We start from the raw sequence: 15715 nt of genomic DNA, 5'->3' as shown, positions 1-15715 counted from the left end.
CAAGATACTAATTAGAAATAAAAAGGAATTATAAATTGGAAGTTATTAATATTCTAACATTAATCATTTCTCTTATGGCTCTGCTCGTAACCTACGCAGTATTTAAATCCGATCAGCAACCACAAATTATTATTTTTGCTACGCCTCATTATGGGAAAGAATCCGTAATCCAACTTCATGTTAAAAATATTGGAAAATCCATCGCTCATAATGTGAAAATATCTAGTGATCGACTAATCCCTCGTGCAGCATTTGGAATTGAAAAATTAAATTCTGAAAAACAATATTTTGAAACTGGAATTTTTAAAAATGGAGTCAAAGTATTCCCACCCAATCAGAGCTATATATACGATTGGGGGAAATATGGGGGCTTAAAAGATTCATTAGATAATTCCCCTATAACATTCACTATTACATATTTGTATAAACACCCTTTGAATCTTTGGAAAACAAAAATCACTGACATCTCTACAATTGATATAAATGAATTAGAATCACTTCCAGCATCCAATGGAGGATTATTAGAACAATTAAAAAATATCAATAAATCATTAATAACCTTAAATCAAAAGATCGAGAAAAAACTGTAGATAGCTTGATTTCCTAGCTCATAACCCCTACATCTAGATTTATCATAGGAAATAAATCGGCAGACCGACATGACTTTAGAAAAGGCAACTTTGCCTGTTCCACAATTTGATCAGATTACGCTGGCTGAGCTAAAACAAAAAATTGAAAGCTGTATCGCTGAAGGGCAAAAGTTCCTGAATGAACTCACCGAAACACCTACTTCAGTACAGGAGCAGCTAACTACACTGGAACATGTCGACACGCTTGAAAATAATATGAGTGAGTCTTGGGGCATCCTGTCGCATTTAAATGCCGTCATGAACAATGCCGAAACCCGTGATGTCTATCAAGCACTCTTACCGGGTCTTAGCGAATACTATACGCAACTGGGTCAACATACGGCGCTGTATCAAACCTATCAGCATATTTACGATGCGTCGATTTATAATGAACTCCCGGCAGCACAGCAAAGCGCAATTAAACTGGCCTTACGTGACTTTAAATTATCTGGGGTAGCATTAAAGGGTGAGGCGAAAAAACGTTATGCGGAAATTTCTGCACGTCTATCCCAATTATCTTCCGACTTCTCCAACCATGTGCTAGATGCGACTCAAGCCTATTTCAGACCGCTGAATGAAGATGAGTTAGCGGGTCTATCTTCGAGTAATATTGAGCTGTTAAAACAATATGGTCAGCAACGCGAGCTGGATCAACCGGTGGCTACGCTGGATTTCCCGTCTTATCTGGCGATCATGACCCACTCAGAAAATCGTCCTCTGCGTGAAGAACTGTATAAAGCCTATACCACGCGTGCGTCAGATCAGGCTGAACAGAGCGAGTTTGACAATACTGCATTGATCGAAGAAATCCTGAGTCTGCGTCTGGAAATGGCAAAACTGCTTGGCTTTAATAATTATGCGGAATTGTCCTTAGCCAGCAAAATGGCACCGAGTGTAGAGGTTGTAGACGAGTTCTTGCGTGCTCTGGCAGAGCATGCCCGCGCACCGGCAGAGCAAGAAATCGCTGAACTGAAAGCGATTGCCGCTGAAGATGGCATCCGTGATCTGCAACCGTGGGACAGCGGCTATTATTCTGAAAAGCTAAAAATGCAGCAATTTAATTTGTCACAGGAAGCGCTTAAACCTTACTTCCCTGCACCGAAAATTCTGCAAGGCCTGTTCAATATTGTCAATCGCCTGTATGGCATTCAAGTCATTGAACGCGAAGCGCCTGTATGGCATCCGGATGCACGTTATTTTGAACTGGAAGATCAAGGTCAGGTGATTGGCGGCTTCTATTTTGACCTGTATGCACGCCAAGGCAAACGTGGCGGTGCCTGGATGAGTGGTTTCCGTTCCCGTATGCAGACCAGTGATGGCCTGCAAAAACCGATTTGCTATATGGTCGGTAACTTTACCCCACCTGTAGGCAATCGCCCTGCACTCCTGACCCATGATGAAGTGATTACACTGTTCCATGAATTTGGCCATGGCCTGCATCATATGCTGACAGAAGTGGACAATATTGCGGTAGCAGGTACCCATGGCGTGGCTTGGGATGCCGTTGAGCTGCCAAGCCAGTTTATGGAATTCTGGGCATGGGATCAGGAAAGTCTGGATCTGCTCAGCGAGCACATCGAAACTCAAGAATCTTTGCCGGCTGAACTGCTCAAGGCCTTGCTCGATGCACGTTTCTTCCAGTCTGGCATGCAAACCCTGCGTCAGCTTGAATTTGCCCTGTTTGACCTGAGGATTCACCGTGCCAATCCGGCTTTAAATGCAACACAGGTTCAGGCTACTCTGAATGAGATCCGTGAAAAGTATGCGGTCCTACCGACCACTGACTATAACCGTTTCCAGCACAGCTTCAGTCACATTTTTGCCGGTGGTTATGCAGCAGGATATTATTCCTATAAATGGGCCGAAGTTTTGGCCAGTGATGCCTTCGACCGCTTTGAAGATGAAGGTATTTTTAATACCACTACCGGAAAGCAGTTTCGGGAAAATATCCTCGCAGTTGGCGGAAAAGACACAGCACTTGACGCATTTATCAATTTCCGCGGACGCGAGCCAAAAATAGATGCGTTGCTGCGTCATCAAGGTTGGACGAACCCCTCTAAAAACGCTTAAACTAGCTTTTTAAGTTGATCACAAGGTGAGTATGATGACCATTAAACGTCGTTTCATTGCAGGCGCAAAATGTCCAAAATGTCAGGCGTTAGATCGCGTCGTCATGCTGACCTCTGGTGAAGATGAATGGATCGAATGTATTGAATGTGGTTATGAAGAAAATCGTCCCACACATGTTGATCAACCAGAAACACCAGCTGTTCCAGATGAAGTTGGCGTGATTCAGTTTAAACCTCGTTCAGTAAAATAAAAATCAAGGTTCAAGCTATGTCAGTAGAACAAAGAAATAACCCCAAACTTTTAATGGGGATTATGGGGGCTTTAGTTACTGTCGTTGCATTGGTATTGCTATATCAGTGGTTGAATGCCTCTTCCGGTGAAGCGGAACGCATGCATCAGGAAGATATCGTGGCTGTTCCGGCAGCAAAACCTGCGGCGAAAACTGAAGAAGATACGGCTGCAGCGAAAGCAGCTGAGGCGATCGAAACTAAAGCACTGGTATCAGATCAGCTGTTAGATGCACCGGTGCCGGAGAATGCCAGTTTGGCCAAAGAAGAAGTGGCTAAATTAGATGACATCCAAGTTCAGCTCAATGAACAAAAAGCCACACTGGATGCGCAGCATAGCGATGCCGACCAGTTGATCCAACTGAAAGAGGAACAGATCAAGTTACTTGAAGCACAACTTGCTCAAAGCCAGTAAATCTCGGCAGCATTTCAGCTAGAATATCGTCAGATCTTCTAGCTCAGTTGTTTCCATGTCTGCCCCAGCCGCTCCGCATCTGCTTAAAGCCATTCTGTTACTGACCTGCTCTGCTTTTCTCTTTTCAGTCATGGGCGTGTGTATCCGTTATGCCTCAGCAACGGTTGATAACGCCACCGTGGTCTTCTTTCGCAATTTTGTCGGGCTGTTTATTTTCCTGCCCTTCATTTTCAATAAAGGCATTGGTTTTTTCAAAACTGAAAAACTATGGATGCACACCTGGCGCGCAGTGGTCGGACTGACTGCCATGTACGGCTTTTTCTATGCCATTGCCCATTTAAAACTCTCCAATGCCATGGTCTTCACCTACTCTTCTCCGATTTTTATTCCTTTGATTGCCTGGCTATTTCTCAAGGAAAAAATAACAGCAAGCATGTTAGTCGCCGCTGCAATTGGTTTCATCGGGGTACTCTGTGTTGCCAAACCGGATTCGGGTTTAATTAACCTGATGTCGGTCATTGGTTTGAGTGCGAGTTTTCTAGCGGCGATGGCATTTGTCACGGTTCGGGCACTGACTAAAACCGAGTCTCCGGAAAAAATTGTATTTTATTTCTGCTTTATTGGCACCCTGATTTCAGTGATTCCGATGTCCTGGCTATGGCGGCCTTATACTCTGACAGAACTCAGCTATCTGATTACTGCCGGCATCCTGGCCAATTTCAGCCAACTATTTATGTCAAATGCCTACAAGCTGGCTCCGGCAGGACAGATTGGACCGGTCAACTATGTGGCGATTTTCTTTGCCGGCATGTGGGGCTTTCTGTTCTGGCAGGAAGTTCCAGACCTTTATAGCCTGATTGGGCTGGGGCTGATTTTCTGTGCGATTCTACTGTGTAGTCCGATCCTGCAAAAGCGCTTGAATTCATCGAAGATCTGATCAAAGAATTCAAATTAAATACAATAAAAAAGCACCCGTAGGTGCTTTTTTATTGTATTTCTCTTATTGATACCAGCCGAACAGCTTAAAGATATAAGGCACATAGGCAATGATCAGCATCGCAGGCAGCAATACTATCACCGGCAAAATCCAGCGTTCATAACGGTAGTAGAAAGACAAGTGTCGTACTTCTGCATCCGCCTCGGCCACTTCGGCATCGCCAATCGACTGTCTGGCCAGCAGATGATTCAGCGCAACCGGTGGCGTCACATAACCCAGCTCAAAACCAATCAGGGTAATCATCCAGAAATGTACTGGATGAATGCCGTATTGATAGGCCACTGGAGCCACGGTCGCCGAGATCAGAATCACCGCACCGAATGGATCCATGATCATCCCGACAAAAATCATTAAGCCGACAATCAGTGAAATCACCAGAATGGTACTACTGATATCGGTCGGGAAGGCTTCCATAATTTCCATACGTTCTAGCAAGCCACCGACACTCACCGAAAGTGCCATCAGGATGACCAGAGCACCAATATGTCCCACGGTCTCACTGGTCGAAATATGCATGGACTTCCAGAAACCGACATGACGCAAAATTTCAGTCGCTTTTGAACGCTGCACAGCATGATCAACAACCAGCTCTTTGCCTGGTTGTTCGCTATGTTCAGCTTCACGATATTCTGCATTGGCCGCGGCACCGGCTGTCGCCAGTTCAGGTGTCGATCTTGAGTTTAAAGTTGCGGTCAAGGTTTCATCCCAATGCCCCACTGCCGGCAACGGCGCAGGTTCATGGCGTAACTTATCGAACAGGACAATCATCAGCAGAATGACTGGCATCATCACCGGTGCGGTAAATTCATTCAGGTCAGTCGACAAGGCATATTTATAGAATAACCAGATCAGAATGAAAATCACGATATATGGAATAATCGCCATGAAGGCACGACCGGATTGAGGAGCAGCCACAGTAGGCGCAGCAATGCGGAATTTGTTTTCTGCAAAGAACAGGGAAATTACCAGGAATAAAGTCGAGCTGAGCAGGAAGACATAAATCCCGTAGTGATAGAGCAAGTCGGTGGTCACTTCTTTATTGAGTGATGCCACGACGACAATCAGCAAGCAAGGACGTAAGACTACGCCCATTGAGCCGGACATTGCGGTGGCTGCCAGTGCAAACTGACGGCGTCCACCCGCATTCCAGACTTCCTTATAAATAATCGCACCTGCGGCAATTACAAAAATCCCTGATGCTCCGGTATAGGCAGTCGGTAATGCAGCTGCCAGCAAGATTAGCCAGGTCAGGGTTTCAGGTGCCAAATTCCAGGGACGCAGAATGTTCAGGAACATGTCCACGACACGGGTCTGTTTCAGCAACATACCGGCCCAGATAAACAAGGCCAGATTCAGGAAGATACTAGAAAACTCTACCAATTGACCGAGGTAAATCCCCTGTCCCATTGGATAGTCCATAAAGAAAGTGAAATTTATTCCGGTCGTAATGGCCATATAGGCATATAGCGGTACACTCAGAAAGGCCAGACCAAAACTGCCGCCCTCACGCGTTGGTTTTGGTTGTTTGATCACCTGATACAAGCTGATCAATGTGAGGGTGCTGAACAGAATCATCCACAACCAGTAGATGTATTTCATCTCTCCCATCGGCACGCCCGAGTTCAATACGGACTGATATTGGCTATAGGATGAAAATGCCAGGAAAGCATTAGCAACCAGCATGGCGACCGAATAAACTTTAAAGTCGATACGTGTGCTCGGGCTACGTAAACCAATATGATGAGTTTTTAGGGTGGCACTGATCGCAGCAAAGACCACCATGATAACCAAGAGCAAAGCCCGGTTTTCTGTACCAAACTTGAAGATACCAAAGAAAGAGGTTTCAAACGTCCGATAAGCCCGAATACTTGGATGAGCTTCCACATGTTGAATGGCTTTATCATAGAACAGGTAGGATTCTTCACAGACCTGCTGTGCCTGTAACACCGCAGCACGGACATCCGCTTCCGAACGCACCCCGAAGAAATCAGCATATTCATCGGCTGCATCGGCTTTCATCTGCTGCTGAACACGCTGATCAACATTGATATTGCGTTCACATTGTGGACGCGTCGGTTCAGCCCTTAGAAATGAATATTGCATTGCGGTTGCCGGATCGCCGTAAATACGCTCGCCCATACGCAGCAACTGGCCGTGAATCATTTCCCCGGTGCCAATAATCAAAGTGAGCAAAAGTAAAACCAGCACGACGAAGGTCGAGATCCACTCTGTCCATATATAACGCAACAGACCTAATCCTGATCTGTTTTGATCATCATTTTGCATGTGTATTCCTATTTTTATTTTAGCGGCCTGATGCTTGGTCTAGGACGCCGATCTTCCCTTCTGCCCCGAAAATTCCTTTTCAAAGGTCAGGATCTTTATTCTATGTTTTGACTTTGCATGAAAATTGGCACAATAAAAATGACAATTTATATTTTCTTTTTGTATTTTCTGCCAAGAAAATGATTTATCTCTGCACTTTAATTATCCCGAAAATAATTGCTCACGATATAGATCAGCGCCAGAATAACGCCCCAAATCACACCAAGTAAATGTGCCTCAACCAAAACCGGACTACCGATCAGCTGCGTCGTCCCGACATTGCCAATGGTGTTTTCCCAGACCAGTTTGGCAAAGATCAAAAACAACACCAGCGCCGCAAAACCGCGTTCCCGCTTATACAGCAAATGCACACAGGCCACTGCTACGTAGGCGCCATGCAGTACGCCTGACAAGCCGGCATAGGCTTCAATATTGGGTAAGAAAAAATAAAAACTTAAACTGATCAACGGTGGCAAGATCAGTAAAATGGCACAGAAATGCCAGACGGTGGCGCGTGGAAAAATGAAAGGCAAACAGAGAAAGGCAAGAATGTTCAGGAAATAATGAAGCCAGCCCACATGCACCCAGTGCGCTGTCCAGAGTCGCCAGAATTCACCCAGCAGGCTCTCTTGCCAATAGATGAAATAATCCTGAAAAATTTGCAGACATGCAGAGAGAGAGACAAAAGCCGCTAGAAAAATAATTTTTCGTCGAAAATGTTGATCTAGCATCGGCCTATTGTCCTCCCTGACCATCTAATTTGACTTCATCCCTGAAGATTCATGTATAGTATCTGCATTACAGATCCGCACTGAACAGATCATCGAGCTCGGAAGAACTGTCGGATTCATCCCAGAAACGTTGCATGCCATCATCGCCACTGCGTATACCGGTATTTTCTGTCCAGTAACGATCCGATATGCCACTGACCATAATTGCAGCCATGCTGTCGATCAGCTTGAATTGCGGATTCACCGGTTTTTCCTCGGTACGTGCCTGAGCAAAGGTTTTTAAGGCATCCCGGACTTTGGCATCATCCCCACTGGCCTGAGCCGCTACGGCATACAAGGCATGAGATAAACGTACACCTTTTTGCTCGCCAATTTGTGTAGATTGTTTTAATGTTTGGTAAGGGTCAGGCTTGCCTTCCCCTGCGCCTGGCAACAAAGTCCAGATCACCGCACGGGTGGCATTCGGCGCACCCCAAAATTTCGCGTTATCCAGACACACCATGCCACGCTCGACCACGGCAGCAATATCTTTCGGTACATGCACTGCACCACCCGAGTTAATATCATTGGTCATGGCCTGCAAGCCACTGAGCATACCCAACAGATAAACCGTTTGCTCGATATCACTGTTCATGCGTGGGCATTCTTCACCCAGGGCTTTTTGATATTTCTTTTCATAACGGCTCTGGAACAGCTGATAACCAGTATATTGACGCTGTGCCGCCAGTGCTGCCCAGCGCTTCTGCTCGATTCGGGCATCTTGGGCTTCTGCCACCTGATTGGTTTTTGAAGCACGTAAATAGCGTAACTCGGCTTCCAGCGCTTTTTGCTCGGCACAAATACCGGCAGCCGAATACATCAGCACGGCCACCCGCGTTGGATCCGCCCCCATTTCTTTGGTCGCCATAATGGCCGGCGTTAAAGAATTCCCTGAATTACACACCATTTCAGCATCATCCATCGCTAAAATCGGCGGGACAATATGGTTTTCGGTGAAACCCAGTGCAACATTGGCACCGGTTTTAATGACCTGAGAACACCCTGTCAAAACTGTTGTTGTTATTGCAATGGTCGCCATACCTTGGCATATTTTACGGACGCCTGACATTTTCCTGTCCTCTATAATTGTGATTATGTCCATCTTTCTGCTAAAGATATCAGAAGCATTTTGTGAATAAAAGAGTATTTACTCTAATTTAGACGAGACACTTTGCCATTAAATGGCCGCGCTGCAATTGACTGTATTTAGGAGAATCCCAAATTTTGGGCAAAAAAAAGTAGCATTGCGACGGTTCAGCACATGCTACTTATTAACTGTACAAGCAGAAAAATGATAAAACCCTGCTTGATTAAGATGAAAATTTATCCTTCAGTACCGTCCCGAGTCGTCCGATTACCAGAGCCAAAACAATCGCTACGATCAGAAACATCCACACTGGAAATTCCAGTAAGGTATCCCGTAGTTGCTGTTGGTGAGTTAAATGTACAGGCTAAAAATAAAACATAGGGAATAAATTGTCAGACAATTTCTCTAAGTCATAGATTAACCGTAATTTTTGTCTGACAATAAAAATAGGAAGTTGATCTAAATATTTGTTTTATGTGCATTTTAATCAAATCATTAAAATGTATTTGTCTTACAACTAAATTAATTTAGTCAATAATTTTAAGGACTTCCATTGTTTGAAGGGCAATTGATCACACCAGATCAGCAGAGGTCGCGCCTTGGCATGCTGGAAATACACCACAATATACGCCTGATGATCAATCACGTGACTAATACATACCCGACGGGTTGATCGTGCTTTAGCGGTCAATGACCATTCACGTCCATCCAGATATTCAAACTGTTCAATCTGTGGTGTCTTGCGGTAAAACAGCTGATAAATCACCAAGCCTATGACAGCGCACACTGCCCAAAGTGCAATCGGTAATAACTGATACAACAGATACATCAGCAGTGCAAAAATAAAAAGCTGAAACGCCAATGCACACAGACTGCGTTTCAGCTTGAAGCAACGATTATCCATGAACGTAAAATTTAAGCTTCTTGATAAAATCTTTTAGTTCAGGACGCGGCGGCTCAGACACTTCCATAAACCAGTCCAGCAAATCCGGGTCTTCCTGCTCAACCAGTTCTGCAAACATCTGTTTTTCGAAAGGCTCAGCATTCAGGTAATGGTTTTTTACGTAGGGATCAAAATATACATCCAGTTCTTTTAGACCACGACGCGCACGATAAATCACTTTGCGCTCTTCTAAGCTGATGTCATCAGTCATCGAATTTCCCCAACTCGTTATAAACCCGGACAGTTTACCTGAAGCGCCTGCTGAATTTCGAGGGATTTCAGAGAAATGACCAAAAGCATCAGCAGATTTAGCTCATTTGAACATTTCGCTCATTGCTGCCGATCCTGGCTTGGCCTAACTTTAAACCAAACAGATCAAAATAAGGAATAACAAGATGCAATCTGCAGCCATTCGTCCACTTGCCCCGATGCTGCCGCGCCAACTCTTTACTACCGGACATGAGGCTTTTCGCGAGACGGTAAGTAAATTTTATGAGAAAGAAGTCATTCCATATACCGAGCGTTATGAAAGTCAACAGCATGTAGATCGAGAGCTGTGGAATAAAGCCGGTGAGCTTGGATTGCTCTGCGCTACCATGCCCGAAGAATATGGCGGCTCTGGCGTAGACCGGCTGTATAGCATGATTTTGATTGAGGAACAGGCCTATGCCGGAGATTCAGCGACTGGATTTTCATTGCATTCAGATATTGTTGCCAATTATCTGCTGAATTTTGGTAATGAAGCTCAAAAACAACAATGGTTACCGAAAATGGCGTCTGGAGAGGTCGTCACCGCGATTGCCATGACCGAACCGGGAACTGGCTCTGACCTGCAAGCAGTGCGTACCTCGGCAGTACTCGATGGCGATGACTATGTGATTAGTGGTTCCAAAATCTTTATTACCAATGGCTATCTCTGTGACATGGCGATTGTGGTCTGTAAAACCGGCAATAATGACAAAGGTTCAGCCAATCTTTCATTGATTATGGTCGAAGCAGAGCGTGCCGGATTTAGTAAAGGCAAGCCGCTGAATAAAATTGGCATGAAAGGTCAGGATACCTGCGAACTCTTCTTTGACAATGTTCGGGTACCCACAGAAAACCTGCTCGGTCTGGAAGGCATGGGCTTTATGATGCTGATGAAAGAACTGGCTTGGGAACGCCTGATTGTGGCGATTATCTGTCAGGCAGGCGCTGAAGCCGCTTTTGCCCATACAGTGAAATATACCAAGGAACGTCAGGCATTTGGCAAGAGCATCAGCCATTTTCAAAATACCCGTTTTAAACTGGCAGAACTACGTACCGAGATCGATGTGTGCCGCACTTATCTGGATCGCTGTATGCAGCTGCAACTCAATCACGAACTGGGCGTAGATGCCGCTGCTGCGGCCAAATACAAGATTTCAGAAATGTACAGCAAAGTCGTAGATGAATGTCTGCAATTGCATGGCGGCTATGGTTATATGCTGGAATATCCGATTGCCCGTGCCTATATCGACAACCGTGCCAATCGGATTTATGCGGGTACCAATGAAATCATGAAAGAACTCATCGCCCGTTCACTTTAAAATGGATTCATAAAAAAGGAGTCTCTTAGGACTCCTTTTTCTGTATGCAAAAATATAACTTTAAGAAACCAGACGCGGTTTATGCTTTAAAGCATTGCTGTTTTTTCTAAATTTCAGCACCCCATCTTCAAAGGAAGCCTGTTTGAGTTCCTTGCGGTCTGCGAGATAATTATTGCTGACTTTCCACGGAGCATGTTTACCCTGCTTTGGCATCACATCCGCAGCACGGGCAATATAACCCGAACTGAGACTACCCATGACGGTATCCTGAAGCAATTCGCTCTGATCTCCCTGAGGAATCACCTGCGCATAACCTTGCTGATCCATATAGTTCAACAAACGGCAAATATACTCAGCTGCAATATCGACTTTAAGTGTCCAGGAGGCATTAATATAGCCAATAATCAGCGCCATATTTGGTATATCACTGACCATGATGCCTCTATACAGCATATGCTGTGAGGTATCGATAGGCTGACCATCCATCGTCGCCTGAATCCCGCCGAGGATTTGAATATTCAGACCCGTTGCAGAAACAATAATATCAGCATCCAGATGTTGACCTGATTTCAGCTGAATTCCAGTTTCGGTCAAGGTTTCTATCTGATCCGTTGCAACCGATGCCTGCCCTTCACGTAAAATTTCAAACAGATCCCCATCCGGCACCACACAGAGACGCTGATCCCAAGGTTCATAATTCGGGGTAAAGTGCTTCATGTCCACTTTACCTTTCAGCTGGAATTGCACCGATTTAAGCAAAAGTGATTTTAATAATTTTGGCTGTTTCTGTGCCAAAGCATAAATCCCGCGCTGCATGCCGATATTACGCGCACGTGTCAGCTTGTAGGCGACCTCCTCAGGCAGATATTTACGCATTTTTGAATAAATAAAATCGACCGAAGGCACAGAGGCAATATAAGTCGGTGAACGCTGCAACATGGTCACATGACCTGCTCCACCTTTGACCATCGCAGGAACCAAGGTAATCGCGGTCGCACCACTACCAATAATGACCACCTTTTTGCCTTTATAGTTTAAATTTTCCGGCCAATGTTGCGGATGAATAAACTCACCTTTGAATGCAGTTTGATTTGGAAACTCCGGCTGAAAACCCTGATCATAATTATAATAACCGGTACAACCCAGTATAAAGTTGGCGATCCAGATCTGCGTCTTACCCTGTGCGTCCACAATCTCTACTGACCATTTGCAGGTGGCAGAATCATAATTAGCACTCAGAACCCGATGCTGGAAATGGGTTTTTGGCTGAAGTTTAAACTCTTCTACCACTTCAGCCAGATAATTTTTGATGGATGCGCCATCGGCAAGCACGCTTTCTTTCTTCCAGGGTTTGAAATTAAAACCAAAAGTCGACATATCCGAATCAGAACGGATTCCCGGATATTTAAACAGATCCCAAGTTCCACCAATACTTTCGCGGCGTTCAATAATCTCAAAAGAGCGTTGCGGACAATGTTTAGAAAGATGTGCTGCTAGACCAATCCCCGAGATCCCTGCACCCACAATTAAAATATCTACCTGCTTTTCCATGTTGTTCTTTTACCTAAGCGATGCTATCTGTTTTTATTAAATCACAAAACTGACAATACACAATGTCAAGTTCATTAAAAAGCCACTATTTTTTTATCTTTTCAGGCCAGATCAGTTATGTTGAACTCAATCACTTTAAATTAAAATATACAGGCATTAAAAAAGGCCGGTTTATTCAACCGACCTTTTCGAACAACTTACGTTATTCTTCACGAAATTAGTTAACTTCGCGATCTACTAGCTCAACGTAAGCCATCGGTGCAGCATCACCTGCACGGAAGCCCGCTTTAAGAACACGTAGATAACCGCCGTTACGCTCTTTGTAACGAGGGCCAAGAACGGTAAATAATTTACCAACAGTTGCTGCTGAACGAGTACGAGCAAACGCCAAACGACGGTTTGCTACTGTATCGTTTTTAGCTAAAGTGATTAAAGGCTCAGCTACACGACGTAACTCTTTTGCTTTAGGCACAGTTGTTTTGATCAACTCGTGCTCGAACAAAGAGTTAGCCATGTTTTGGAACATCGCTTTACGATGACTGCTTGTACGGCCTAATTTCACACCACTATTACGATGACGCATGGTGATAGTCCTACTTAATTAACGGCTACGATAGGCGAAACGATCGTCCATACGGAGACTAGCCGGTGGCCAGTTCTCTAAACGCATGCCGAGTTGTAAGCCTTTAGAAGCCAGAACATCTTTGATCTCAGTAAGCGATTTTTTACCCAAGTTAGGAGTTTTAAGCAACTCAACTTCGGTACGCTGTACAAGATCACCAATGTAGTAAATGTTTTCTGCTTTCAAACAGTTAGCAGAACGAACAGTTAGCTCTAGATCATCTACTGGGCGAAGCAAGATTGGGTCAACTTCTTCACGAGGCTCTTGAGCAACAGGTGCTTGATCTTTCTGAAGGTCAACGAAGATCGCAATTTGTTGCTGCAAAATAGTTGCAGCTTTGCGGATCGCTTCTTCAGGATCTACAGTACCGTTAGTTTCAAGATCAATGATCAGTTTATCAAGGTCAGTACGTTGTTCTACACGCGCGTTTTCCACGGTGTATGAAACACGTTTGATTGGGCTGTAAGACGCATCTAACTGCAAGCGACCCACTGGGCGAGTTTCGCCTTCAGGGAAGCGTGAATCAGAAGTCTCGTAGCCACGACCTTGAGCCACTTTCAGACGCATTTTCAATGAGCCTGAGGCACTTAAAGTACCGATCAAATGTTCAGGGTTAACCACTTCAACATTATGAGGTAAACGAAGGTCAGCCGCAGTTACGTCGCCTGCACCTTGTTTCTCTAATGTTAAATAAGCTTCATTTTGATCGAACAGCTTAATCGACAATCCTTTTAGGTTCAGCAAGAGCTCGACGATGTCCTGCTGCAAGCCTTCCAAAGTACTGTACTCGTGCTCGACCCCTTCAATCTCAACTTCTACCACAGCTGCGCCAGGTAGAGAAGAAAGAAGGATGCGACGTAAAGCATTACCAAGAGTATGACCAAAGCCACGCTCTAATGGTTCTAGAATAACTTTTGCCGAGGTCCCGCTTGCCGCTTCGACCTTGATCGCTTGCGGAGTTAGAAACTCATTTGCAGTACGCGTCATATTGCTTCCTCAAGGATTATTTAGAATACAATTCTACAATCAAGCTTTCGTTGATTTCAGCAGGTAAATCAGAACGATCCGGTGCAGCTTTGAACGTACCTTCTAATTTAGAATGGTCAATTTCCATCCAAGAAGGCATGCCACGTTGAGTAGCTAATTCAATTGCGTTTTTGATACGTAATTGTTGCTTAGCGCCTTCGTGAACTGCGATCACATCACCCGCTTTAACTTGGATAGACGCAATGTTAACACGACGGCCATTCAAAGTGATGCTACGGTGAGATACTAACTGACGAGCTTCTGCACGAGTAGAACCGAAACCCATACGATAAACAACGTTATCAAGACGGCTTTCAAGTAGCTTCAACAGGTTTTCACCAGTTGCGCCTTTAACACGAGCAGCTTCTTTATAGTAGTTACTAAATTGACGCTCTAAAACACCGTACATGCGACGTACTTTTTGTTTTTCACGTAATTGTAGTGAGTACTCAGATTGTTTACCACCACGAGCCCCGCCGTGTTGGCCAGGAACTTTCGCATGTTTTTTTGTCTTAACATCAAACGGTTTAACGCCTGATTTAAGTTGCAGGTCTGTCCCTTCGCGACGAGAGAGTTTGCATTTTGGACCAATATAACGAGCCATGAATGTTTCTCCTTACACGCGACGTTTTTTAGGTGGACGGCAACCGTTGTGCGGGATTGGCGTCACATCGGTAATGCTGTTAATTTTATAACCCACTGCACCTAAAGCACGAACCGCAGATTCACGACCAGGACCAGGACCTTTTACAAGGACGTCCAAGTTTTTCAAACCGTAGTCTAAAGCAGCTTTACCAGCAACTTCAGCAGCTACCTGAGCAGCGAACGGAGTTGATTTACGTGATCCACGGAAGCCTTGTCCACCTGAAGTGGCCCAAGCCAGTGCATTACCTTGACGATCGGTAATAGTCACAATGGTGTTATTAAAAGAAGCGTGAATGTGTGCGACACCTTCAGAGACGGTACGAGTGACCTTCTTGCGTGCGCGAGTATCTTTAGCCATCTTTTAGCTTCCAGAAATCTTATTTCTTAATAGGTTTGCGCGGACCTTTACGGGTACGAGCGTTAGTTTTGGTGCGTTGACCGCGGACAGGCAAGCTGCGACGATGACGAAGACCGCGGTAGCAGCCTAAATCCATTAAACGTTTAATGTTCATGGAAATTTCGCGACGTAAATCACCTTCGGTCGGAACCTTAGCAACTTCTGCACGAATCGCATCAAGCTGAGCGTCATCTAATTCACGGATCTTAGTAGTTGGAGCAATACCAGCAGCAGCTAAGATAGCTTTTGAAGTATGGCGACCAATACCAAAGATATACGTTAGAGAGATAACAGCGTGCTTGTTATCCGGAATGTTTACACCGGCAATACGAGCCATTCAATTTTCTCCAAAAAGGCAGTAGATAATCAACCGCCCCACAAAA

The 15715-nt window shown here is 44.9% G+C and carries 17 protein-coding genes; 6 read left to right on the top strand and 11 right to left on the bottom strand.

Annotated elements, in window-relative coordinates:
* Positions 1 to 35 precede the first annotated feature (35 nt).
* The 5 genes from F890_RS01980 to F890_RS01960 all read left to right on the top strand — a co-directional run bounded on the left by F890_RS01980 (position 36) and on the right by F890_RS01960 (position 4338).
* Entirely contained in the window at positions 36 to 590 is a 555-nt protein-coding gene (locus F890_RS01980) for a hypothetical protein (protein WP_004732250.1), read from the top strand.
* A gap of 69 nt (positions 591 to 659) precedes the next feature.
* Positions 660 to 2699: a M3 family metallopeptidase gene (locus F890_RS01975; protein ID WP_004732252.1), complete on the top strand. Its 2040-nt coding sequence runs from the start codon at positions 660 to 662 to the stop codon at positions 2697 to 2699.
* A gap of 40 nt (positions 2700 to 2739) precedes the next feature.
* Positions 2740 to 2949 (top strand): YheV family putative zinc ribbon protein, encoded by a 210-nt coding sequence (locus F890_RS01970; RefSeq protein ID WP_171054337.1) that lies wholly within the window; start codon positions 2740 to 2742, stop codon positions 2947 to 2949.
* Positions 2950 to 2966: 17 nt separating this feature from the next.
* The gene (locus tag F890_RS01965) at positions 2967 to 3401 is read left to right on the top strand and encodes a restriction endonuclease subunit S domain-containing protein (protein WP_004732253.1); all 435 of its coding nucleotides are present in this window, start codon (positions 2967 to 2969) and stop codon (positions 3399 to 3401) included.
* Between the two features lie 55 nt (positions 3402 to 3456).
* Complete coding sequence (locus F890_RS01960) at positions 3457 to 4338, top strand: DMT family transporter (protein ID WP_005265576.1); 882 nt, start codon at positions 3457 to 3459, stop codon at positions 4336 to 4338.
* Between the two features lie 63 nt (positions 4339 to 4401).
* On the opposite strand, the gene F890_RS01955 is transcribed toward F890_RS01960, so the two are convergent.
* The 5 genes from F890_RS01955 to F890_RS01935 form a co-directional block, all read right to left on the bottom strand.
* A complete protein-coding gene (locus F890_RS01955) occupies positions 4402 to 6684 on the bottom strand; it encodes a TRAP transporter large permease subunit (protein ID WP_005265575.1) in 2283 nt (760 codons plus the stop codon).
* A gap of 197 nt (positions 6685 to 6881) precedes the next feature.
* Positions 6882 to 7454 carry a rhombosortase gene (gene rrtA, locus F890_RS01950; protein ID WP_004732261.1) on the bottom strand — a complete coding sequence of 191 codons (573 nt, stop codon included), beginning with the start codon at positions 7452 to 7454 and terminating at the stop codon, positions 6882 to 6884.
* Between the two features lie 67 nt (positions 7455 to 7521).
* A complete protein-coding gene (locus F890_RS01945; protein WP_004732263.1) occupies positions 7522 to 8562 on the bottom strand; it encodes a hypothetical protein in 1041 nt (346 codons plus the stop codon).
* 535 nt (positions 8563 to 9097) lie between these two features.
* Positions 9098 to 9484, bottom strand: coding sequence for a hypothetical protein (locus F890_RS01940; protein ID WP_004732265.1), 387 nt, complete (start codon positions 9482 to 9484; stop codon positions 9098 to 9100).
* Positions 9477 to 9734 carry an FAD assembly factor SdhE gene (locus tag F890_RS01935; protein WP_004281484.1) on the bottom strand — a complete coding sequence of 86 codons (258 nt, stop codon included), beginning with the start codon at positions 9732 to 9734 and terminating at the stop codon, positions 9477 to 9479. Before F890_RS01935 ends, F890_RS01940 begins: the two co-directional genes overlap by 8 nt.
* Before the next feature lie 184 nt (positions 9735 to 9918).
* On the opposite strand from F890_RS01935, the gene F890_RS01930 reads away from it, so the two are divergent.
* Entirely contained in the window at positions 9919 to 11091 is a 1173-nt protein-coding gene (locus tag F890_RS01930; RefSeq protein ID WP_004732268.1) for an acyl-CoA dehydrogenase family protein, read from the top strand.
* A 60-nt stretch (positions 11092 to 11151) separates the two neighbouring features.
* Here the strand turns inward: F890_RS01930 and F890_RS01925 are convergent, their stop codons facing one another.
* The 6 genes from F890_RS01925 to rpsM form a co-directional block, all read right to left on the bottom strand.
* Entirely contained in the window at positions 11152 to 12642 is a 1491-nt protein-coding gene (locus F890_RS01925) for a flavin-containing monooxygenase (protein ID WP_004732270.1), read from the bottom strand.
* A 217-nt stretch (positions 12643 to 12859) separates the two neighbouring features.
* Positions 12860 to 13225, bottom strand: coding sequence for a 50S ribosomal protein L17 (rplQ, locus tag F890_RS01920; protein ID WP_004281488.1), 366 nt, complete (start codon positions 13223 to 13225; stop codon positions 12860 to 12862).
* A gap of 18 nt (positions 13226 to 13243) precedes the next feature.
* Positions 13244 to 14251 (bottom strand): DNA-directed RNA polymerase subunit alpha, encoded by a 1008-nt coding sequence (locus tag F890_RS01915; protein ID WP_004281489.1) that lies wholly within the window; start codon positions 14249 to 14251, stop codon positions 13244 to 13246.
* A 16-nt stretch (positions 14252 to 14267) separates the two neighbouring features.
* The gene (gene rpsD, locus F890_RS01910; RefSeq protein ID WP_004281490.1) at positions 14268 to 14894 is read right to left on the bottom strand and encodes a 30S ribosomal protein S4; all 627 of its coding nucleotides are present in this window, start codon (positions 14892 to 14894) and stop codon (positions 14268 to 14270) included.
* A 12-nt stretch (positions 14895 to 14906) separates the two neighbouring features.
* Positions 14907 to 15293 (bottom strand): 30S ribosomal protein S11, encoded by a 387-nt coding sequence (gene rpsK / locus F890_RS01905; protein WP_004281491.1) that lies wholly within the window; start codon positions 15291 to 15293, stop codon positions 14907 to 14909.
* Positions 15294 to 15312: 19 nt separating this feature from the next.
* The gene (gene rpsM, locus F890_RS01900) at positions 15313 to 15669 is read right to left on the bottom strand and encodes a 30S ribosomal protein S13 (protein ID WP_004281492.1); all 357 of its coding nucleotides are present in this window, start codon (positions 15667 to 15669) and stop codon (positions 15313 to 15315) included.
* Positions 15670 to 15715: the final 46 nt, after the last annotated feature.

Source organism: Acinetobacter sp. CIP 64.7 (assembly GCF_000369745.1).
Lineage (GTDB): Bacteria > Pseudomonadota > Gammaproteobacteria > Pseudomonadales > Moraxellaceae > Acinetobacter > Acinetobacter fasciculus.
This window is presented reverse-complemented; position numbering and strand designations above follow the sequence as displayed.